This is a genomic window from Paenibacillus sp. LRG-1 (assembly GCF_057220305.1).
This window is the reverse complement of sequence record NZ_CM170126.1, coordinates 2,554,712-2,577,500: the sequence shown is the minus strand read 5'-3', so window position 1 is coordinate 2,577,500 and position 22,789 is coordinate 2,554,712. Positions and strand designations below refer to the sequence as shown.

21 protein-coding genes are annotated in these 22,789 nt (G+C 45.5%); 6 read left to right on the top strand and 15 right to left on the bottom strand.

Going from position 1 to position 22,789, the window contains the following annotated elements; all coding sequences use genetic code 11:
- Positions 1 to 367: 367 nt before the first annotated feature.
- The 7 genes from glpX to ACUUJN_RS11760 form a co-directional block, all read right to left on the bottom strand.
- Complete coding sequence (gene glpX, locus ACUUJN_RS11790) at positions 368 to 1,345, bottom strand: class II fructose-bisphosphatase (protein WP_013310165.1); 978 nt, start codon at positions 1,343 to 1,345, stop codon at positions 368 to 370.
- A gap of 148 nt (positions 1,346 to 1,493) precedes the next feature.
- On the bottom strand, positions 1,494 to 2,297 hold the full coding sequence (locus ACUUJN_RS11785; protein WP_025723337.1) for a pyruvate, water dikinase regulatory protein: 804 nt from the start codon (positions 2,295 to 2,297) through the stop codon (positions 1,494 to 1,496).
- A gap of 13 nt (positions 2,298 to 2,310) precedes the next feature.
- Complete coding sequence (locus tag ACUUJN_RS11780; RefSeq protein ID WP_223822107.1) at positions 2,311 to 2,925, bottom strand: helix-turn-helix transcriptional regulator; 615 nt, start codon at positions 2,923 to 2,925, stop codon at positions 2,311 to 2,313.
- 237 nt (positions 2,926 to 3,162) lie between these two features.
- The gene (locus ACUUJN_RS11775) at positions 3,163 to 4,374 is read right to left on the bottom strand and encodes an ABC transporter permease (RefSeq protein ID WP_023988441.1); all 1,212 of its coding nucleotides are present in this window, start codon (positions 4,372 to 4,374) and stop codon (positions 3,163 to 3,165) included.
- Positions 4,371 to 5,090, bottom strand: coding sequence for an ABC transporter ATP-binding protein (locus tag ACUUJN_RS11770; protein ID WP_023988440.1), 720 nt, complete (start codon positions 5,088 to 5,090; stop codon positions 4,371 to 4,373). Before ACUUJN_RS11770 ends, ACUUJN_RS11775 begins: the two co-directional genes overlap by 4 nt.
- Positions 5,091 to 5,096: 6 nt before the next feature.
- Positions 5,097 to 6,557 (bottom strand): efflux RND transporter periplasmic adaptor subunit, encoded by a 1,461-nt coding sequence (locus ACUUJN_RS11765; RefSeq protein WP_053325356.1) that lies wholly within the window; start codon positions 6,555 to 6,557, stop codon positions 5,097 to 5,099.
- 13 nt (positions 6,558 to 6,570) lie between these two features.
- Entirely contained in the window at positions 6,571 to 7,734 is a 1,164-nt protein-coding gene (locus ACUUJN_RS11760) for a TolC family protein (RefSeq protein ID WP_484669662.1), read from the bottom strand.
- 319 nt (positions 7,735 to 8,053) lie between these two features.
- Here ACUUJN_RS11760 and ACUUJN_RS11755 point away from each other — a divergent pair, with 319 nt between their 5' ends.
- Complete coding sequence (locus ACUUJN_RS11755) at positions 8,054 to 8,242, top strand: hypothetical protein (protein WP_013370989.1); 189 nt, start codon at positions 8,054 to 8,056, stop codon at positions 8,240 to 8,242.
- A 156-nt stretch (positions 8,243 to 8,398) separates the two neighbouring features.
- Here the strand turns inward: ACUUJN_RS11755 and ACUUJN_RS11750 are convergent, their stop codons facing one another.
- The 3 genes from ACUUJN_RS11750 to ACUUJN_RS11740 form a co-directional block, all read right to left on the bottom strand.
- Positions 8,399 to 8,722 (bottom strand): MGMT family protein, encoded by a 324-nt coding sequence (locus ACUUJN_RS11750; RefSeq protein WP_023988438.1) that lies wholly within the window; start codon positions 8,720 to 8,722, stop codon positions 8,399 to 8,401.
- Between the two features lie 115 nt (positions 8,723 to 8,837).
- Complete coding sequence (locus tag ACUUJN_RS11745; protein WP_209942030.1) at positions 8,838 to 9,998, bottom strand: rhamnogalacturonan acetylesterase; 1,161 nt, start codon at positions 9,996 to 9,998, stop codon at positions 8,838 to 8,840.
- Positions 9,999 to 10,230: 232 nt separating this feature from the next.
- On the bottom strand, positions 10,231 to 10,653 hold the full coding sequence (locus tag ACUUJN_RS11740) for a hypothetical protein (RefSeq protein WP_023988436.1): 423 nt from the start codon (positions 10,651 to 10,653) through the stop codon (positions 10,231 to 10,233).
- Positions 10,654 to 10,821: 168 nt separating this feature from the next.
- Here ACUUJN_RS11740 and ACUUJN_RS11735 point away from each other — a divergent pair, with 168 nt between their 5' ends.
- From ACUUJN_RS11735 to ACUUJN_RS11720, 4 genes are all read left to right on the top strand, one after another.
- Positions 10,822 to 11,247, top strand: coding sequence for a CHRD domain-containing protein (locus ACUUJN_RS11735; protein WP_023988435.1), 426 nt, complete (start codon positions 10,822 to 10,824; stop codon positions 11,245 to 11,247).
- 319 nt (positions 11,248 to 11,566) lie between these two features.
- Positions 11,567 to 12,757: an acyltransferase gene (locus ACUUJN_RS11730; protein WP_484669661.1), complete on the top strand. Its 1,191-nt coding sequence runs from the start codon at positions 11,567 to 11,569 to the stop codon at positions 12,755 to 12,757.
- 110 nt (positions 12,758 to 12,867) lie between these two features.
- On the top strand, positions 12,868 to 13,569 hold the full coding sequence (locus ACUUJN_RS11725; RefSeq protein ID WP_484669660.1) for a response regulator transcription factor: 702 nt from the start codon (positions 12,868 to 12,870) through the stop codon (positions 13,567 to 13,569).
- Between the two features lie 15 nt (positions 13,570 to 13,584).
- Positions 13,585 to 14,691: a sensor histidine kinase gene (locus tag ACUUJN_RS11720; RefSeq protein ID WP_028542331.1), complete on the top strand. Its 1,107-nt coding sequence runs from the start codon at positions 13,585 to 13,587 to the stop codon at positions 14,689 to 14,691.
- A 65-nt stretch (positions 14,692 to 14,756) separates the two neighbouring features.
- Here the strand turns inward: ACUUJN_RS11720 and ACUUJN_RS11715 are convergent, their stop codons facing one another.
- The 5 genes from ACUUJN_RS11715 to ACUUJN_RS11695 all read right to left on the bottom strand — a co-directional run bounded on the left by ACUUJN_RS11715 (position 14,757) and on the right by ACUUJN_RS11695 (position 21,656).
- Positions 14,757 to 16,193, bottom strand: a complete 1,437-nt coding sequence (locus ACUUJN_RS11715; RefSeq protein WP_076294834.1) for a glycoside hydrolase family 1 protein — start codon at positions 16,191 to 16,193, stop codon at positions 14,757 to 14,759.
- A 19-nt stretch (positions 16,194 to 16,212) separates the two neighbouring features.
- Positions 16,213 to 18,102, bottom strand: a complete 1,890-nt coding sequence (locus tag ACUUJN_RS11710; protein ID WP_418027752.1) for a beta-glucoside-specific PTS transporter subunit IIABC — start codon at positions 18,100 to 18,102, stop codon at positions 16,213 to 16,215.
- A gap of 117 nt (positions 18,103 to 18,219) precedes the next feature.
- On the bottom strand, positions 18,220 to 19,062 hold the full coding sequence (gene licT / locus ACUUJN_RS11705) for a BglG family transcription antiterminator LicT (protein WP_023988429.1): 843 nt from the start codon (positions 19,060 to 19,062) through the stop codon (positions 18,220 to 18,222).
- A gap of 258 nt (positions 19,063 to 19,320) precedes the next feature.
- On the bottom strand, positions 19,321 to 20,175 hold the full coding sequence (locus tag ACUUJN_RS11700) for a DMT family transporter (protein ID WP_484669659.1): 855 nt from the start codon (positions 20,173 to 20,175) through the stop codon (positions 19,321 to 19,323).
- A gap of 17 nt (positions 20,176 to 20,192) precedes the next feature.
- On the bottom strand, positions 20,193 to 21,656 hold the full coding sequence (locus tag ACUUJN_RS11695) for a glycoside hydrolase family 1 protein (RefSeq protein ID WP_068940817.1): 1,464 nt from the start codon (positions 21,654 to 21,656) through the stop codon (positions 20,193 to 20,195).
- A gap of 154 nt (positions 21,657 to 21,810) precedes the next feature.
- Between ACUUJN_RS11695 and ACUUJN_RS11690 the strand changes: the two genes are divergently transcribed.
- Positions 21,811 to 22,788: a LacI family DNA-binding transcriptional regulator gene (locus ACUUJN_RS11690; RefSeq protein ID WP_028542335.1), complete on the top strand. Its 978-nt coding sequence runs from the start codon at positions 21,811 to 21,813 to the stop codon at positions 22,786 to 22,788.
- Position 22,789 lies beyond the last annotated feature (1 nt).

Sequence of the window (22,789 nt, the reverse complement as noted above, 5' to 3'; positions counted from 1 at the left end):
AAAAGCACGTAAATGAAAACCACATTTCTAATACGGACCAAAAAACGGCAAAAATAATTATGCTTACGTCACTCAATGAAAGTGAGGTTATACTCGATGCGTATTCCATGGAGTTGATAACTTCATCTGTTCCATGACAGTTAGAATGACCCCGAAATATGAAAAACAGCGGTATCCTTGGATGAGTCCTAGATACCGCTGTTTTTTTGAACTATCGTTCCTTGTTTGTTAAACGATAAACTTAATCTCCGTATTGTGTTTACAGCATACGAAACTTCTGCTTTGAATTCACCTCTGGACGATGCAAGGTGAAGAAGAACCTTTCGCCTACTGTGGGAACAGATTTAGGAAGCCATGACTTCAATGTTCAAGAGGATGCCGCTACCGCAAGCGTACCGGAAGAATCCGCTGTATGATGAATACTCCGCACGAAGCGAATCGTTTTTGTTTCTGAGTGCATTACGACTGAATGAGTTTCCGCTCTGTGACCAGGAAGAGAACGAACCCCCTGCAACCACTCTCCAGGTGTCACACCTGTAGCCACAAACATCACGCCTTGGCGTCCGACCATATCATCCATGGAGAGCAACGCACCGGGATCAGTAATGCCCATACGCTTGCAACGCTCAATCTCTTCTTCACCATGAGGCAGCAGGCGACCCTGGATTTCTCCGCCCATACATTTCAGTGCTGCAGCGGCCAATACACCCTCAGGAGCGCCACCAGAACCGATATGCAAATCTACACCGCTATCCAGGCATGTTTCAATCGCACCCATCACATCCCCATGGCCAAGCAGTTTGATTCGAACGCCGCTTTCCCGCAGAAGCTTGATGATCCCGGCGTGCCGTGTACGATCAAGAATAGACACGGTAAGATCAGACAAGGATTTACCGAGTACTCGTGCAGCTTTTGACAATGTAGTTGGAATTGGGTCCTCAAGTGATAGCTTTCCAGCCAATGCCGGGCCAACGGCCATTTTTTGCATGTACATATCCGGAGCGTGGAGTAGACTACCACGAGGTGCAGCAGCAATGACCGACAGAGCGTTATTCAAACCATTTGCTACCGTTTCGGTTCCCTCTAGTGGATCGACAGCGATGTCCATAGCCGGTCCTCTGCGATTGCCTACTCTTTCCCCGATATACAGCATGGGAGCCTCATCCATTTCGCCTTCGCCAATGACGACCGTGCCGTCCATGGATACCGCATTAAAATGAGTGCGGATGGCTACCGTAGCCGCCTCGTCTGCGCTATTCTTATCTCCACGCCCTGTCCATTGTGCTGATTGCAGTGCCGCTGCCTCTGTTACCCGAACGAATTCCAATGCCATTTGACTCTCCATACCTATCCCTCCACCTCTCCTAAAAATTAATTGTTACCCTTAAGCAAATGAACTATTTAGGGCAACTTTGCTGCAATCTTTCTATTTATCTATTAAACTCCTGTATCCTACGATTTTAATTTTTAGTTATATGAGCAGCTACTAGGCTCTATAACATTCTGATAATTAAACCTGCCGTCTCTTCAATCGCCTTATCTGTAACATCAATAACCGGACAATTCAGCTCTTTAAACAAAGACTGCGCATACGCTATTTCCTCTTCTACCCTCATCGCTGTAGCATACTGCACATTATTAGGAAGCCCCATAACCTTTAGTCGCTCACTGCGTATTTTCAACAGTAACTCTGGCTCGATCGTTAATCCGAACACTCGACCACGCTGAACATCCTTCAACTGAACAGGCGGTGTCAGCTCCGGTACAATCGGTATGTTGACCGTTTTATAACCTTTATGCGCGAGAAACATGGATAAAGGGGTTTTGGAAATACGGGATACTCCAAGCAATACAATATCCGCTTTGAGAATGGCGCTCACATCTTTGCCATCATCATATTGAACCGCAAAATCCAAGGCCTCTACACGGCGAAAATAGTTATCGTCCAGTCGGTGCAGCAGACCAGGCTTCTCTTTGGGATCGTTATGGAACGTATCAGCAAACGCCTGCATCATCGGTCCCATAATGTCGACAGCCCGCACATTCAGCCGGACAGCCTCCTCTTTCATCGCTTCTCTCAATTCTGGCTGTACCAGCGTATAAGCTACGAAGCCTTTACGCTCGGCAACTTCCTCCATCACCCGGCTCAGTTCGTCTTCATCCCTCACGTTCATAAATCTTTTGATCTCTGTGTCCGGTAACTCAAATTGGCGCATGGTCGCCTGTACGACAGCTTCTGCCGTCTCGCCAATCGAGTCTGAACAGATCGCTATAAAATGACTGCTCACCTGAACCATTCGATTCCTCCCATTAATCCTCTGCTACCATATCGAGCAACATTTTAATAATATTCGTTTTTGTAATGCGTCCCACGACTTTCCAGTGCTCCCCTGGCTTGTCGGAGTCGGAAGGGACGACAACAGGCAGGCTGTCGATTTGACGGGCAATAATTTTGCGCGCTGCCTCTAATACCGTATCCTCTGGGGAAACGGTGACAACATTCGCCTGTCGGGTCATCACAAGGCTGACAGGAATGGTTGCTGCATTGGGATTCCCTAACGTTACCTTAAGCAAATCCTTGCGGGAAGCTACCCCTGCCAAATCTCCGTCTTCATCGGTGACGATCAAATTGCTCACATTTTCCAAAAAGAGAGCTACGACAGCTTCCTGAATCGTGGTTGTTTCTCGTACGATGACTGGAACCCCATGAAGATCGCCGACCTTCATTTGCAACAGCCGGAATTTTTCCTCCCGGTTCGGCGTGCCCCGCTTTCCAACAAAATATCCGACCTTGGGCTTTGCATCTATGTAATTCAGAATGCCCAATTTGGATAGGTCGGTCCGAATGGTCGCCTTGCTGAGATTAAGCATTTCCGCAATCTGATCCCCGGTAATCGGGGCATGCTTTTGTACGATGTTTAAAATTTCTACTTGTCTTGCCGTAAGGTCGATGATGAACGTCCCTCCTTTTTTCTTGCGATCTAATATTGAATATAATACGTCATATATAACAATAAATCAACCTTAAAAAGCATATAAAACATCACATATATAAAATTAAGGCGGTTATTCATGTCTTTTTATCATTTAAAACACTTATTTAACACAAAAAACGGGTACTTTGCACCCTGCTCTTTCGAGTAAGGCGAAGTACCCGCTCCCTTATTCGTATCTTAAAGCATCAATTGGACGCAGCTTCGACGCCTTTCGCGCCGGATATACTCCGAACAACACTCCAACCCCCATACAGCACAGAAAAGAGTACAGCACGGGCTCTATCGAATACACAATCGGCATTTGGACGAATTTCTCGAGCAGCTTTGCACCTCCGAGACCCACCATTACGCCAACCAGTCCACCCATCAGACTGAGAAAAACAGCCTCAGCCACAAACTGCAGCATAATATCACTGCGTTGCGCACCAATCGCTTTACGAATCCCGATCTCCCTCGTACGTTCCGTGACGGACACCAGCATAATATTCATAATGCCGACACCTCCAACGCCAAGCGCAATTGCAGCTACACCGGCCAGCAGCATATTCATAATCCGATCAACCCCGGACACTGTTTTTAAGATTTCCGTCTGGGTCATGATCTGAAAGTCATCGCCCTCTGATGGCTTTAGCTCATGTCTGGCACGTAGCACCTGCCGAATTTCAGCACTTGCCTGATTAATCTTCTCCTCTGTTGTTGCAGAGGCGTTCACCTGCTGAATACTCATATTGCCTAGCCGTTCCATCCCCGTTGTAATCGGTACATATACCTGCTGACCACTGTTACTCATATTGGAATTGGAATTTGCCAGCACACCAACCACCTTAAAAGGAAGCTGTTTAATCATGATCGTCTCACCGACCGCTCTTGAGGCATCCGGACCAAAAATATTACGGGCCGCATCACTCCCAAGCACGGCCACATTCATTTGTTTATCCACTTCATAGTGGGTAAACGACCTGCCTTGAGCTAGTGACAGCTTTCTCACATGAACGAATGCCAGCGAAGTCCCCTCAATTTGCGCGCTGACCTTATTGCGACTCCACGTAATATCTGCATTGGTCATGGCACTTGGCGCTACCTCTGCTACTGCTTTTTGCTCCTCTAGCGCATCAATATCTTCCAGAGATATTCCTTTCGTCTGACTGAACGACATGGAGCTGGAGCCATCATATGGAGCATAAGGATAGATCATCAGCAGATTATTTCCCATACTGTTGATCTGAGATGTAATCGTAGCCGTTGATCCTTTACCGATGGCTACAATCATAATCACAGCGGCCACTCCGATAATAATGCCCACCATGGTCAGCAAAGATCGCAGCATATTGGTTCGCAAACTGTTGAGCGATACACGGATAATTTCCTTAAACTTCATGCCTTCACTTCCTCTGCCGCCATTCTTCGTTTCCCAACAGGCTGATCCTCTTCAATCCGCCCATCCCGAAAATGAATCAGACGCTTGGCGTATTCCGCAACCTCCTGATCATGAGTAACCAATACAACCGTTTTCCCCTGATCATTCAGACGCTGAAAAATCCCCATTATTTCAACACTTGTTTTGGAGTCCAATGCGCCTGTCGGTTCATCCGCCAAGAGAATGACCGGATTGTTCACAAGTGCGCGCGCAATAGACACCCGCTGCTGCTGACCGCCTGACAATTCGTTTGGCCTATTGTTCATCCGATCGCCTAGACCTACGCTAGTAAGAGCCTCCATTGCCCGCAAACGACGCTCCTTGGCAGGAATACCCGCATAGATCATAGGCAGTTCCACATTCTCCAAAGCCGTTGCTCGCGGGAGCAAATGGAATTTTTGAAATACAAATCCGATTTTCTGATTACGTATAATAGCCAGTTCATCCTCGCGGGCATCTAATATCGAATAGCCATCCAAATAAAATTGTCCCGATGTAGGTAAATCCAGACAGCCGATGACATTCATCATCGTGGACTTGCCTGATCCAGACGGTCCCATGATCGCAACAAAATCACCGTCAGCAATATCAAGTTGTACCTCACGCAGGGCATGAATTTCCTGATCTCCGACCTGATACACTTTTTTCAAATCCTCAATCTGAATGACGTATCTCATACCCGTTTAAAAGCCTCCCTGCATGCCGCCCATAGCAGAAGGGTCCGGCGGAGGTTCAGGAGCAGGCACAATAAGCGTGTCACCCTCCTTTACACCTGACTTGAGCTCGACTCGATCTGGCGTGTAAAATCCGAGTTCTACGGGCTTGAATGTGCGCGCCCCTGGATTCGCAGCGTTATTAGCGGAAACATACACACCATCCTGTCCCCCTTCCGATCTCAGCGCAGTAGCAGGTACGAACAGCACATTTTTGTGTACTCCCAAAATAACGGCCACATTCATAATCATGCCCGTTTTGAGCTTGCCTTTCGGGTCATGAACAGACAATTCCATCAGATACGTCGTCATCCCTTCATCCGTAGAGGCTTCCGGTGAGACGAATTGCACCTTCCCTGGAAATGATTCACCCGGATATGCATTGGTAGTCAACACGGCTGAAAGACCCTTCTTTACTTTGACAATGTCGGTCTGACTTACCTTCACAACCACCTTAAGATCGTTGGAATCCGAGTTATTCATGACAATGAATGGAGCCGTCGGACTGGTCCCTACATCCCCGTTCACCTTCAAGATTACCCCGTCCCAAGGTGCTGTGACCTGAAGCTTGTTCAATTCATTTTTCTTCTGCTCCAGTTCCGTCGCCTGTCTTCGAACCTCTATCCGTGAGGCTTGAATATTGGATGCATCAGCCGGAACCTGAATTTTGCGAAGCTCTGCCATTGCCGTACGATATCCGATTTCAGCTTCTGAAATGGTGCGACGTTTTTGCGACATGATTTTGCGGAACTGCAGATCCAGACCATCATAGTCCGTCTGTGCTTTATCCAGTGCTTGCTCTGCCTGCTCCAATTCACTGTTGGACACCGCACCGGCATCATGTAAAAACTTTTGGTCTTCATATGCCTTTCGCGCCTGTTCCAACTGCTTTTGGGAAGTTTTCTTCTGACTTTCGGCTTCTTCCAGCTCAAATGATTCTTGCGCTGTATCGATAGCCATTTTGGCCCGAAGTACATTTGTTTTCTGAATTTCAATGTCCTCTGCCTTCGGACCTTTCTCCAATTCAGCCAGCTTGGATTTGGATATTTCCAAAGTATCAGACGCAGTCTGAATTTGCATTTTAATTTCTGAACTGTCCAGAAGAGCCAGCACCTGTCCTTTTTTCACCTTGTCCCCGGCTTTCACATTTACCACTGCCAGCTTGTTATCACCTGCACTCGTGAAGTTTAACTTCACTTCCTTGGACGCTTGCACGGTACCGGACGTGTCCAGCTTCTCACTCACATCGCCGCGCTCTACTTTAAGCGTCTCATCCTGAACCAAAGGTGCCGCCTGCTCCTTGGGCAGACTCAGATATACTGCTGTTCCGCCTCCACCTACAACCAGTAGAACAATTGCAGTCCATATCCACTTTTTTCTCCGTTTTTTCCGTAACTTGATTAAAGCATCATTTAAAACCGTTTCTGCCAACGCCTTTTCCTCCCTATGTGCTCCATGGCTTGTTCAACGTATACTCATTTTGATCCAACTCGATCGCCAGCTCTTCCATTTGCCGTTCAATCTGGTTCACTTTCAACTGATTATTTTTCAATTCCATCTCGATAATTAGACCTCTGTCCCACTTTTTGCGCGATAACTCCAAGGCCTCTTTTGCCGTACGCAAGCTTTCTTCCAGTTGTACATATTTTTTTTGGTTTTCCTTAACCGTGGCATACAAATTACGGAGTGATTCGGCAAAAACCTTTTGACCTTTGTCAAGCTCCTCTTTAGCCGTATCGACATCCATTTTAGCTAGATCGTAAGCACCCGCACCGTTGTTAAAATCGAAGTATCTCACATTAAGTTCCGAAGTTTTGATGCTATCCTCCAGCTTCCATAAGTTCGGATTCATGTCTGTCAGCTGTTGTATATGTAATTCGATATCCAGTTTCTTTGGTTCCTTGTATACGGGTCGATCAACCATTTCATAGGCTGTTCCGTTAGGTTGTCCCATGAGGAAGTTCAGAGCATCCCTTGATTTTTGCAACGCAATTTTCCCCTGTTCTACTGTTTGCTGAGCCTGGCTTCTGGCCTGTGTACTCTCGTTTTTCGCATACTCAGACAGCTTGCCGCGCGCAAATTTGGCAAGTGCAATCTTTTCCTCCGCTTGGGCAATTTCAAGCGCTTCTAGATCATTTTTCACTTGATTCTCTGCCACGAACACACTTTGATAGCTTTTCATCACATTAAAATAAATCTGGTCTTTGGCGAACTGCGCCTGCTTTTTGCTGGCTAGATAAGATAGCGTCGAAGAGTTATAACTTCTCCAAGAGGTATTATCATCAACATATTCACCGTCTATAAAATCAACAAATGCATTTCCCAGATCCTTTTCTGCATTTTTCAGTTCCATTCTGCGACGCTCTACGTCCCGTTCGGCGGTACGCGTATTGTAACTGTTCGTCTGTGCCCATTCCACGGCCTGCTTGAGTGTTAATGTAGGTAAAGCCTGACCCGTTACGGATGATGTCTTCGATGTAGCCGCAGTAGATGGACTAACCGACGTACTTGATGCTACATTTCCTGATAAACTCTCAGACTGTACAGTGGAGGCCAATCCTGATGATAAGGACAATACAAGCAGCACGACAGCCGCTTTTTGCTTCATAGATGAATCTCTCCCCTTTCGGTTCATTCCCCGAATCTTTTCCATTTTTTTCGACATAAACTTCCACGAACTCTTTGCATTCTAATTGTACTTTCAGGTTTATGTTGGTACAAGGTGTCAAAACAATACATTTTTGTAACCTTTACTTCCTGATTACTCGCTTTATACTACTTTTCGTCCAATGAGATATTGATTCAACCTATTTTTACCTGAACTTTACCTAATTTTCAGCTAATTTTAAGGAAACCAACAGCATCTATTAAGGTTTGGAACATATACTAGAGAAAGAATAACAGCCGCTCACTGGGAGGGTTAATAGATGATAAAAGAATCTCGCATGACAACCACTAACGAACCGTCTGATTTGTGGATGACCCGCTTTTTACGTGAATCAGAACAAAAAAAGAAACAACTGATCCGGGAAGCCCGGAAAAATAACGATATACCGCTGATGAACAGCATTTCTTTTCACCTTGCCCAACGGGATCAGCAGCATCTCATCGGATAAAATGACAAGTGAATCTTATGCTATAAATAACAGATTACCTCTAGTTATCTGCTTCGTATGCTAGATGAAAAAAATCCGGGACAAATCGATAATTGATTTGTCCCGGATTTTTGTGATCATCAAATCTAATATAAAACCGCATAGCTTGTTCCGTTCCTATTCTTCCATCTCCGCCTGCGGATCATAGAGATATTGATCGAGTGGAATACGCCCGCTTTCATTAAAACGTATGCCTTCCTCCTCCAAATACAGACGCTGCAGGGATGCGGACTCATCCTCCTGCAAAGCAATCTCCCCCAAACGGTTGACCACTCTATGCCAAGGAAGTCGGTGTTTTTGGCTCAATGTATGCAAAATTCGCACCACCTGTCTGGCACCTCTTGGGCTTCCGGCCTCTGCCGCAATTTGACCGTAAGTCATTACTTTTCCCTCAGGGATCAACAGTATAATTTGAAGCACACGGGCAGTGAAAGGCTGCATGTTCTAATTCCTCCGTATTACTATTGCTTTTTCAATAATTATAGCACCCTGAACAGAGGCTAAAAACCCCTGCTCCTACGAATGTAAGAAGCAGGGGAAAACCCATCGTTTAAATTTAGAATCCGCTCAGACCCTGCCTTTTTAAATCCTGTGCTACCAAGCGGGCCAGTTCCCTTGCACCTTCATAGTTTGGATGGAGTGTATCACCGTTCATATACAAGGCCAGTGTAGCGTCTTTACCAATAGAAGTGAAATAAGCTGAGCTAAGAACATTCAGGTCGACTAAAGGCGTTTGTTCCTCTTGAGCCAGTGCCAAAATAGCGCTTCTATACCATCTATTTTCTGCGTTGTGTACATTGTTAGCATTAAAGTCAGTGGCTCGTCCTTGCGGAGTTGACAGGATTACCGTCGCCCCTTTAGCCTTAACCTGCCGAATCATATCCTTCATCCAGTCCTTAAACTCGGCTTCGCTTTCGTTATGCTTTGGATTGGTGTCATTGATGCCCAATTGGAGAATAAAATAATCCCCCGGCTTAATATATTGGACGATGGCCTCCAACTGACCGTCCTGGTGGAAGCCTCTAGCAATTTGGCCTCCTGACGCCATATTGCGAATTTGAAAAGTATTCGTGTTCACAAACTCTGGCAGCAGTTGACCCCATCCCGCCTGTACGCTGCTATCTAGCGGATAATAGTTACAAACCGTAGAATCTCCACCGATATAAATCGTTCGATTCGTAACCGGATTGCTAGATAATTGCCTGATTTCCAATGCACTGAGTGTGAAGACCGCGCCCTCTTTGCCTTCAGTAACCAGCAGATTTAGCTGTCCATCTGTCACTGGAATTTGAAAACGATCCTTGGCCCCATTCCCTGTCATATTAATGACCTGATACACCCCTTCAGCCGCAATACTCGAACGAGAGGTATCTCCTAAAGTAACCGACACCTCATACAAACCAGGAGGAAGATCAACGTCAAAAGTATTCTCGCTTTTCGTACCTGTAGCCAGGAACCGTACCGCATCACTTGCCACTCCAGTCCCCGAAGCGCTGACATTACGCATATTCTCAGGGGTACGAAAGCCATACCCACGTGCTGAGTCATAGGACAGCGAAGCACTCACACCGGTATAACCCGTTTCGACCGTACCTCCGCCAAAATCAAACTTGTACTCGCCAGCGGATGCATGTGCCGGCGTAGCTATGCCCCCACCAGGTGCACCACATAAAAAAGCTACTAAAAGCATACCAGTCAATCCTTTTTTCCACTTCATTCTTCATTCCTCCTCCAGATTTTTAATTGTACGAAGCAAAGGATATTTTATTTTTTGTAAGCGCATACATAAAATTCTACCAATTGTTGCAGGGTTATGCCTATGTAATTCTTATGCAAAAGAAAAGTAGTTTATTCGTTAAGCTGAAACTTGTACTTGTACACAAAAAAGCCTCGCAGTTACAACTGCGAAGCTTTATGAAGCAATATTTCGTCATATCAAAATTACTACATTAATCCGCAACCAAAATTCCGTCAAAGCTCTCTGGACCTACTCGTACTGTACCCAGCAGGTTAGAAGAAACAAAAGCTGTATAAACCAATTGTGGTGTAATCGGCGGGTTAAAGTCATCGGCTGAGAACGCAATAACCTGTGGAGCTAATAAACTCAAACTGAAAGTAGACGTAGCCGAATAAACAACAGGGTCAGTTACCAGGGTACCTCTTACAATAGTGATCGTTATTCCGACTAAAGCAAGCGGAAGTTGAAGCGATATGGTTCCTTTAAGCAGAACCCGTGGCGTACCTGTAGCTCCCAGTGTGTTTAATCCGATCTGCCCAAACAATTGAGGCGTATTTAAAAGAGTGATCGGAATGGCAATAGAGTTAGCTGTCGAAGCGTTTTGGGATGTTCTCCCATCAATAAATGTTCCCATGGTTTCCCCTCCTCTCTCTACCAGATACTCATAGACTATGAAAAAGTTTGTTTTGTGCTTGGACTGAATATCTTGTAAAACACACAACTTCTGATGAATAGGCTATTGTGCAGCCCTTTTCCTGGCCCTGTGAATACACTAAACCAACACTGGGAAAGGAGGGATGTCATGTCTAATAAGTTTAGAGCCACCTTAAGGGGGGCTAATGAAGTGCCTCCTGTCAGAACAAATGCGACAGGAACAGCCGAATTTCGTTACCGTCCAACGAGCCAACAATTAAGCTTTGAACTGACTGTACGCAATATCTCACGGGTAACCGAAGCGCATATTCATCTGGGACGAAGAGGTGAAAATGGCCCTGTTGTTGCTACACTGTTTGGTCCTTCGAAGTTTGGGATAACCGTTAGAAGAGGCGTCGTTAGCGGCGTGCTCCGTGCATGTGATCTTACCGGTCCGCTCAGAGGCAGAACCATTTATGATTTGGTGTGCCAAATTAGAGAGGGCAATGCCTACGTCAATGTCCACACCATCCGTCATCCGAACGGTGCCATTCGTGGACAAATTAGACGCGCACCTATCAAACGCTGCAAATAACGAATGATCATGAGTATAAAAAAGAACTTCCATGTCACTCATTTTGAGGCTATGGAAGTTCTTTTCTTAATTCAGGATTTTGCAAAATTCGATTCCAGTCGCTCCGAAGTGCATATATAGACGGACTAAACCATTTCAATCTATATCTTGTTCATTGGAAGTCGCTTATGGGATTTTTGCAAAATCCTCAATTCTTAACAAAAGTTAAGAAGTTCATAAGCGTTTCTTAAGCCCTTCCCTTCAGGGTTGTTAAGAACTTTATCTTTTAATAGAAAGAGTTCAACAAGATACAGTTCACTCCTGAAAGGAAATGAAGCTTATGAAGCCTAAGACCAAAGAAAAAATTCCCGAATTGCAGTTGGTCAGAGCCATGGCGATTTTAGCCGTCTTGATGGTACATGCCACTTCTTATGCAACGGTTCAGCTTACAAATTCCAGTCTTTATGTTGTATACAATGCGCTCAATGTGTTGATGAAGTATGGAACCCCCGTATTTATCGCGCTTAGCAGCATGGTGCTGTTCTACAACTACAAGGATCGTCCGATGGGACGACAGCTCTTAAGCCGCTTTTATAAGCAGAGATTGCTGTACATCCTCTTACCTTATGTCATGTTCTCTCTGTTTTTTTTCTTCCTGTCCCTTACGGCTGGCAGCTCCGAACCATGGAATATAGCCACACTTGCGAAGAACTTTGCTCTGAAACTGGCCACAGGCAAAGCTTATACTCATTTATATTATATTTTTATTATGATGCAATTCTATCTTGCATTTCCATTCGTACTGTGGCTGTTCCAACGTTGTCGGCAACTTCCACAATGGTCTATTGTCCTTGGGCTGTTGGTACAGTGGTCATTTGTTATTGGAAATAAATTTCTATTTCAGGTTCAAAATAAGGGCAGTTGGGCACTGTCTTATATAGCCTGCTACATGCTGGGTGCTGCTCTCGGTTACTACTACCCACAGCTGAAAACGTGGTTTCTGATGCGTAAGGGGGAACGAAGTGTTGCCGGAGTGCTGACATGGATCGCAATTTGGGCTTTATGGCTGATTTCAGCCACCATGCATGTCTATATGTGGTACGAAAATAGAATGTACGGAATCTCGTACAATTCGCTAGTTTTTGAACTTATGTATAATATGTACAGCCTGTCTAGCACGCTGGTAATACTACAGATTTCCTTTTTAATGTTTAGACGACAACATTCCTTTGTGACTCGCAAACTGGAACGTCTGGGCACACTGTCCTTTGGTGTGTATCTGATTCATCCGTTCTTCCTGCTCCTGTATCGGCAGTTTTCACCACATATCGGTTCTCCGCAGCTTATTCATGTGTGGTATGCCGGAGGTTTTTTCTTTGCACTTCTTTGCTCTTGGCTCGTCGTGTCGATCATCTCCCGTTTCCTGCCATTTGCTTGGATCTTGTTCGGTCAACTACCAGAAATAGAAAAAAGACAATTCAAGCAAGAAAACCGTATTACTTCAACTGAAACAGCACTATCCAAAGGCTGACGACCCCAAGCAAGCGAACTGAGATGAGTGTCCATAGCCTCCATCTTTAAAAAGGTATATAATACGCCCATATTATATACTGCTGGAAAGAACAGAAAGGGTGCACAACCATGCATAACGGAACCATTTTATTAGTAGACGATGAACCTGAAATTATTAAGCTGATGCAAATTCATTTGGAAAATGAAGGATATCGACTGCTTATGGCACGAGACGGATTGGAAGCGCTGGAGCAAGTCAGTCGGGAATCGATAGATGTGATGGTGCTTGATGTGATGATGCCCAATATGGACGGGGTTGAAGCTTGCATGAAGATCAGAGAAACCGAGCATTTTCCGATTATTATGTTGTCTGCGAAGGGACAAGATATGGACAAAATCACAGGACTCAGCGTTGGGGCCGATGATTATGTCACTAAGCCGTTCAGCCCGTTGGAGCTGGTGGCACGCATCAAATCCCAGCTGCGCAGAGTACGGAAATACACCCACTCCTCCCCTGCATTGGAGCATGAAATGATACTGGATGAACTCTCCATTAATTCTGCTACGCATGAGGTCACTCTCGCCGGAGAATCCATTAAGCTGACCCCGCGTGAATTTGCCATTGTCGAGCTGTTGGCACGTAATCGTGGTCAAGTGCTGAGCATGGAGCAGATCTATGAAAAAGTGTGGAAGGAGCAATATCTGGAATCCAACAACACGCTGATGGTTCATGTGCGTAAAATTCGCGAGAAAATTGAGGCTGATCCGAGAAAACCTAAATACCTGAAAACGGTGTGGGGAATCGGCTACAAAATGGAAAAATTCGATTAATGGAGGATTCACGTCTTGAAGGCAAAACGATATGACACATTGGGATGGAAGCTGGCAGCCCTTAGCCTTGCCGCCTTCACTTTAACCGGACTGATTTTGATGGTGTTTTATTATGGAGCATCTTTGCTACTATGGCTGAACCCTTCCCGTTCATTTTTTGGCACTCGTCTAATTCGCTGGACCGTGAATCATATTGGGTCCCCACTCATCATGCTGATTGGAGGGCTGCCTTTATATATTTATTTCTTTTTCCTTTTTACCAAAAATACGATTGGCTATCTTCGCGAAATTACGACGGGTATGCAGGAGTTTGCTGATGGAGATCTGTCCTATACGATCCCTGTTTCTTCAGCGGACGAGCTGGGTACCTTGGCGAAAAATATGAACACCATGGCGGACAAGCTCCGTCTCTCACTGGAAGAAGAACGGGCTTCCGCCAAAGCCAAAAACGACCTGATCACCGGCGTATCTCATGATCTTCGTACCCCGCTAACATCCGTGATCGGTTTTTTGGAATATATTGAAACCGACCGCTATCGGGATGAAATTGAGCTGCGCTATTATGTGAACATTGCTTATGAAAAGTCATTGACGCTTAAAAAGCTGATCGATGAGCTGTTTGAATACACGCGTGTGAGCGGTGGCAGTCTGCCACTGGAGCTGGAGCCTGTAGATCTCGGCAAATTGCTTACCCAGCTTGCTGAGGAATTTGTACCCTCGCTGGAACAGGCGGACATGTCCTACCGTGTCCGAATCGTCGAGCCTGTTCGGATTCTAGCCGATACCGACGAGCTGGTACGCCTGTATGAAAATTTGTTTTCCAACGCTATTCGATACGGAAAAGACGGCAAACGCCTCGATATCACCATAGGACGCGAAGACGACGAGGCGGTGGTAATCTGCACTAACTACGGCACCCCAATTCCTGCGGAAGATGTCCCGCACTTGTTTGAGCGGTTTTACCGGGTGGACAAATCACGTTCCAAGGAAACCGGAGGCACCGGACTGGGCCTTGCGATTACCAAAAGTATTACCGAGCTGCATGATGGCCGCATTTCGGTTAGGAGCAATCGCAGACAAACAGATTTTGAAACCCGTTTTCCCCTCTACTCCTACACATAAACAAACGAACCAGCCAAAGATCGTATCTCTGGCTGGTTCGTTTCTGACTTTTATGGAATACAGGATTATATTCCTTTATTTTGTTCAAACAATACTTCCCCATTGGATTCAATAATCTTTTGGTACCAGTAGAAGCTGTTCTTTTTTCTTCTTTCCAGCGTACCCGTACCATCGTTGTTTTTGTCTACATAGATAAAGCCGTACCTTTTTTTCATTTCTCCCGTTCCCGCACTGACAATGTCGATTGGACCCCACCAGGTATAGCCAAGCACTTCGCAACCATCCTCAATAGCTTCATGCAGCTGGATCAGATGCTTGTTCAGATAGTCTACCCGCTCGGGATCATGAATTGAACCGTCTTCCAAAATTTCATCATGACTGCCGTAGCCGTTCTCTACAACAAACAGAGGCTTCTGATATCGGTCGTACATCTCATTACACACATAGCGGAAGCCCTTCGGGTCAATTGGCCATCCCCATGGCGTTTTTTCCAAATAGGGATTGTCGAGTCCCATAATTCCCCCTGTGTTGCCCAAGATGGGCATACCTGCTTTATGTGTCGTACTTCGATAATAGCTAAATCCTAAATAATCCGCTGTATGCTCCCGCAGTAATTGTTCATCTCCGGGCTCCATTTGAACCATGATGTTATGCTCTTTCCAAATCCGTTTGGCATAGCTTGGATAATAGCCCCTAAGGATCACATCGGAATAAAATAAGGATCTTCTTCTCAGCTCATAGGCTTCAAACACATCGTCCGGATTGCAGGTATTCGGATAGATCGGGCTCAGGGATAACATAGCGCCCATCATCGCGCCCGGGATAATTTCATGACACAATTTAGTAGCCAATGCGCTGGCAACGAAAACATGGTGACTAGCCTGATAAATGGTCGGCAGTTTGTGCTCATCGTCTTGAACAACAATGCCTCCTGCCGCCAAAGGAATGGTATGAAAATGGTTGATTTCGTTGAAGTTCATCCAATATTTCACTTTGTTTTTATAACGTTTGAAGACAACTTCCGCATACTTTACGTAGAATCCAATCAGCTCGCGGCTTTTCCAGCCTTCGTATTTGCGAATCAGATTCAGAGGTAGCTCAAAGTGAGAAATGGTGATGACCGGCTCAATTCCATACTTCAGTAGCTCATCAAACAGATCATCGTAAAATTGCAGCCCTTTTTCATTTGGTTCGGCATCATCCCCATTCGGAAAGATTCGGGACCATGCAATGGAAGTCCGAAAGCATTTCATGCCCATTTCGGCGAACAGGGCGATATCTTCTTTATAACGATGGTAAAAATCAATCGCTTCATGGCTGGCGTAGTACTTGTTTTCATCAATCGTATCATCAAACGTCCCGCCTACTATTCCTCCCCGAAATGCATCGCTGATTGCTGGCCCTTTACCATCCTCGTTCCATGCCCCTTCAGCCTGATTCGCTGCTATAGCACCACCCCATAGAAAATTATCAGGAAAACTTTTGGCTATCTGTGCTGTCATAACTCATTTCCTCCTTTATTTAATGTACGGTGAGTAAAACACTTTGCAAATCAACGGATTTTTGCTGTGTCTGGGTAACCTTTTGGTAAGCAGTGCTGTTGGTAACAATAATCGGAGTGGTCAGGTCATAACCGGCTGCCTGGATTTTCGGAATATCAAATTCAAGCAGCAAATCGCCTCGTTCAATCCGTTGCCCTTGTTCTACATGCTTCGTGAAATAGCTGCCTTTCAGCTTAACCGTATCTAGTCCCACATGAATTAACAGATCCAGATGGTTATCTGAGGTGATGGCTATCGCATGGCCGGTTCGAAATACGAGCGAGACAACCCCGGAAACCGGTGAATATACCTTTCCTTCACTCGGTAGAATGGCTATTCCTTGACCCATCGCTTCTGTAGAGAACGCAGGATCAGGAACCTCATGAAGCGGAACAATTTGGCCATGGATAGGCGCATAGACATTCTCGGTGACTTCGGTATGTCCAGGTTCAGTTTGTAAGGCAGGCTCGGATTTTTCTGCTTCCGTCTTTCCTGTCTCCGCATCCGTTGCCCCGTTTCCTTCATTAAAGCCCAGAATATAAGTCAATACGGTAGTAACCACAAATGAAATGATGATACTAATCAAATAAAAAGCAATTGTATTCGTAAAGAATGCCGGAATCGTTGTTATTGCCGGGAACACATAAGCAAGCACGGTCGTTTGGAAATGTCCGGCAATGGCCCCTCCGATCATTCCCCCGATGACGGCGGCAATCATTGGTCTTTTCAGCTTCACGGACAATCCGTAAACGATAGGTTCTGTAATACCAGCGAACAGTGAAGGGAAAATAGATGACAGTGCGTAAGCTTTCAGCTTTTTGTCCTTGGCTTTCAGAAAGACCCCAAGAGCGACACCGGATTGGGCGAAGGTCGCAGAAGCCATCATAGGTCGAATCGTATCAAACCCTTTGAGGGAAAGATTGTTGATCATCGCAGGTGCAATCCCCCAGTGTAAACCAAACATCACCAGGAAGGTCCAGCCGCCTCCCAGAATGGCTCCAGTCAAGAGACCGCTTTGCGTACTCAAAAATTCAATACCATCCGCAATACCTTTACCGGTGTACACTCCCAGTGGACCGATCACAATGGCGGTAAGCGGAACCATAATTAATAAGGAAACAAGCGGGACCATAAACAATTCAATGCTTTTCGGAACCACCCGCTTCAGAAACCGTTCCAGATATGAATACAGCCAAATGGCTAAAATTGCTGGAATAATGGATGTCGTATAACTCATCAGGACAACGGGAATGTGGATAAAGGAAGCAATATCCCCCGTGTTTTCCATCAACTTGGTGAAGTTAGGCTCCAGCAGAGCGGCCATAATGGCAGCAGATACGATAGGCTGGGTCTTGAATGTTCTCGAAGCTGAAAACGCCAACATCAGTGGCAGGAAGAAAAATACGCCATTGCCTGCGGCAGCAAGGATAGCATAGGTACTGGAGGCACTGTCCAACCACTCTAACTGTGTAAGAATAACCAGGATAGCTTTCAGCATCCCTGCACCAGCCAAAGCAGGTACAATCGGCTGGAAGATAGAGCTCATGACGGTAAAAGCACGACTGATGAAATTACCTTCCTTTGCATTATCCTCTTTCTTTTCGTTGCCGCTTTTTACCTGAAGGTTATAGTTCTTCGCAATCGTATCATAAACCTCGTTAACATGATTGCCGATCACCACCTGGTACTGCCCTCCGCTTTCTATCACGGAAATGACACTGTCGGAATTTTCCAAAGCCTGTTTATTGGCTTTTTGCTTATCCTTAAGTGTAAATCTCAGACGGGTCATACAATGGTACAGATCACGTATATTTTCTTCTCCGCCTACATTAGTTACAATGAATTTCGCTAATTCATCATGTTTGCTCATAATGCCTGCCTCCAATGTTCTCTGGTTGATATAAAAAAAACCTGAGTAATCCCCGATACCAAAATGCAATTTAGTATCGAAATCACTCAGGTAATGCCCACGAATGGTAACACCCTGTTAGTTTTCAGTTCTGTTGACCAATCTGGAAATGTGAATCATAAGATACATCATTTCATCATTGGTTAATTTCTGCTCAAACTGCTTATTCACATACACCCCTATTTTTTGTACACATCTGTGCTCTTCTGGAAATTTGATTTTCAGGTCTTCGAACAAATTCATGTACTGCGGGTCTGCCGATTCGTGGGCAAAAAGCCGCTGGGCAAAAAATTTAAGATGGGTTACAAAACGGTTGTAATTCCATGAATCTTCATCAATCTCGACATTGAAGTGGTATTTTACAATATCCATAATATCCTTGATGACTTTTGACGTTTTTAGCGTCAGATCAAGCTTCTGGTTATCCAGGCGGGCGTTGACGAAATGCAGGGCAATAAACCCAGCTTCATTCTCATCGAACGTGATGTTGATCCTGTTACGAATCATCTCCAGCGCGTGTTTTCCGATCGCGAATTCTTCGCGATAAAACCGCTTGATCTCCCAAAGAAATCGGTTTTCAATCGGTGTTCCCCGTTCATGCCGTTGGATGGCGAATGAAATGTGGTCGATCAGGGCTAGGTAAATATAGTCACTAATGTCTCCAGCCAATCTCGGTCTGGCATACTCCACGATTTCATCCGCGATTTCAATACATTCCATCTTCACATCTTTCAGCAAATCCGCCAGCTTCGCGGATAAATCCTGAGTTTTGACTACAAACAGCTTCGTGATTTTTCGCTCATCGATGGTATCCCCCGGTTTCAGGTTGAATGCGATTCCATTTCCTGTCGCAATGACCTCTTGGGCGTCCTCTTCCTCTGCTAAAACGACATTGTTGTTAAGCGCTTTCTTCAAAATCATGCGACCACCTGCTTTTATTTACTGGAAGGCCATTTTTTAAAAGACTCTGTTAAAAAATGTGCATACACTAAAAAACCTGAACAGAATACCGCTTCATAGACGTTATCGCCCATTTACCGGAACTCCATTCAGGTTATGCCTAAAATAGTAACACCCTGAAAATTATGAGATTCATTTTTGTAATCGTTTTCTTGGCTTCATTATAATAGAGTTTCTTTTTTTCTGTCAACCCTTTATTAAAAAAAGCCTTCCATCCGCTTACTGCGGCTTCGGAGTCCCTGAACGATTCACAACCCAGATGCCCGCCAGTACTAAGAAAATGCCAAGCAAGGTAGCCGCTTTGAGCGCCTCGTGAAGAAAGATCCAGCCGGACACAACACCGATGATAGGAACCAGCAACAGCGTAACAGAAGCTTTACTTGCTTCCATTCTAGTGAGAATATGAGTCCACAGCAGGAATGCAAGAGCAGACGCCACAATGCCGGAAAATGAGATATAAAAGATCGACGCAGCGCTAAAGTTCGGCTCCCATCGCTCAAACAACAGGGAGTACAATAACAATCCGAGCGCACCGAACGCCATCTGCCAGGTCGTAAACTGGGTTTTATCGCAATGCTGGAGCTTGAGCTTGATAATCAGGTTCGAAAGTGCCCAAGCAATCGCTGAACTCACCCCAAGCAGCATGGCCCACAAATTGCCGCCCAAATGAATGTCCATAGCAAATAATAGCCCCAAGACCCCTGTAGCAATTCCAATCGTTTTGCGTGTGTTCAGCCGCTCACCTGGAATCATAAAATGAGCCATAATGGATAAAAACAGCGGCATGCTGTACGTAAGCACGGAGGTTAAGCCCGCATTAATGTAGTTCAGGGATATCTGAATCGCAATATTAAAATAGGTAGTCTGGAGAATCCCGCAGAGTATATACCATTTTATCGTGTGCCTGTCAGGGTTCGGAACCCGTTTCCACATCAGAATTCCGAACAGAAGTAGCGTCCCTGTGAGAAACCGAAGAGCCGCAAATTGAACAGGTTCAAAGGCTCCATTGCCCAATTTCATGATGACAAAATTAAAGCCCCAGATCAGGCATAAGAGCAGGCTCAAGCCTTTCATGCATCATACGCCTCCGTTTAGAGCACTTCTCCGCCCGATTCAATCACTTTTTTATACCAGTCAAAGCTTTTTTTCTTGTAGCGGTTCAGTGTTCCGTTGCCCAGATCATCCTGGTCAACGTAGACGAAGCCGTATCTCTTGGATGCCTGTGAGGTCGAAGCACTGATCATGTCGATGGGACCCCAGGCGGTGTAGCCGAACAGGTCCACTCCATCCTCAATGGCTTCCCTCATTTGCTCGATATGTTTTTTCAGATAGTCGATACGGTAATCATCGTTAATGGTGCCGTCAGGATTCATTTGATCTGTCGCACCCACGCCGTTTTCTGAGATGAACAGTGGCTTTTGATAGCGGTCATACAGGTTATTGAGCGCATAACGTAATCCTTTAGGATCAATCTGCCATCCCCACTCGGACTGCTCGAGGTAAGGATTCTTCACGCCACCAATCAGATTTCCGCTTGCTTTGGCATGCTGATCGGCAGTGGCACTGGCATTGTTGGACATATAGTAGCTCAGGGACACGAAGTCCACGAGGTTATCTCGCAAGATTTCATCGTCGCCAGGTTCTTTATGCAGAACAACACCCTTTTCTTTGAACATACGTGCGGTATAGGACGGATAATACCCTCTAGCTTGTACATCACTGAAAAAGAAGGACACTCGTTCTTCCTTTTGGCATTCAAGCACATCATCCGGATTGCAAGTATTCGGATAAAGCAACAGATAGCTGATCATACACCCAATCTGGGAGTTCGGTATAATCTCATGACAGGCTTTGACTGCCAGCGCGCTGGCTATAAACTGATGATGGGCAGATTGATACTTGTCCTGCTCCAGATTCGGGTGATTCTCTTCAATGATCCCCGCGCTGACAAACGGATGATGTTTGACACAGTTCATTTCGTTAAACGTAATCCAGTACTTTACTTTATCCTTGTAACGGGTAAATACAGTCTCGGCAAAACGGACGAAAAATTCAATCAGTTTCCGGTTTTTCCAGCCACCATATTCGGTGACAAGATACAAAGGCATATCGTAATGGGTCAGCGAGATGACAGGTTCAATTCCTTTGGCCAGCAGGGCATCAAAAACCTTGTCATAGAATTGCAGCCCTTTCTCATTGGGTTCTGTCTCGTCGCCATTCGGGAAAATACGTGTCCAGGAAATGGAAGTGCGAAAGCATCTAAAACCCATCTCGGCCAGCAGATTAATATCTTCTTCATAACGGTGATAGAAATCATTTCCCCGACGTTTTGGATAATTTTTGGTGCTGTTTGGGTCCAAAGCTTCCTTGACCTGCGCATGGGTCATCATATGCCACTGATCCAGCCAATGCTTTTTGTCGAGTGCTGGATCAAAGGTAAATACATCAGAAATCGAGAGCCCTCTTCCATCTACGTTGTAAGCCCCTTCAATCTGCATGGCAGCGGCTGCCCCGCCCCATAGAAAGTTCTTGGGAAAACCTTTTGCCTGTTCCATGTTGCATTCCTCCAAGTAGGTTATAATTTGTGAAGAAGTATGCGGAACCCATGTCCTTCAAATGCATCCCGGATTGCTGCATACGCTTTATGCTTTCATGCTACAATCTGGGATGCATTCCAGGTCAAGAACTAAATTTTTGGAGTTGAATGTCATGCATAATATAAAAAGAATTGCTGAAATTGCGGGGGTATCGACAAGTACCGTGTCTCGTGTGCTTAATCATCATCCATATGTCAGTGAAGCAACGCGGACCAGGGTGATGGAAGTCATTCGGGAACTGGATTATATTCCGAATATTAATGCGGTGCAGTTGAAAGTAGGCCGTACCAAGGTTATTGGGATCATGACCCCAACGATTAATAATTATTACATGCAAATCATCAAGGGAGTATCCAATGCGGGTAAAGAGCAAGATTATCAGGTTTTGATCTACCAGACGGAGGAAAATCAGGATTTGGAAAGCGCGGCGTTAGAGCTTTTGAGGCAGAAAAAAGTGGACGGGATCGTCATTTTACGGCGTATGCTGGATTGGTCTGCTGTGAGGCATTACACCAAGTATGGGCCGATTGTGACCTGCGAGCCATTAAAAAATAAAGAGATTTCATCCATTTATCTCGACCATTATGAAGGATTTCGGATTGGATTAGAGCATTTGGCCGAGCTGGGATTTGAAAAAATCGCCTGCACCGTAGGCAGAAAAAACAGCGTAAACAGCCAAAGAAGACTCCAGGCCTATTATGACCTGCTCGCGGCAAGGAAGCTGCCAGTGAATGAGGAATGGTTGCTCAGTGGTATCCATACGGTGCAGGACGGAATGCGAGCGTTCGCCAAGCTGGAGTCTTTAAAGGAACGTCCCCATGCCATCATGACAACCAATGATTTGGTGGCATGCGGTATTATCTCAGCTGCTCGTAGTAAAGGGTGGAAGGTTCCAGGAGATTTGGCAGTGGTCGGCTTTGAAGCTGACGAAAGTCAGGTAGCCGACGCCATGGGACTGACCAATATTACGAACCCGTTGCAGGGAATCGGACAGGAAATGTTCCGTACATTATATCAGCAATTGAACGGGCAGCCTTTGGAGCCAGCCTCCCTTGCTTTTGAATTGAAGGTCCGCCAGTCTACCTGCTAAT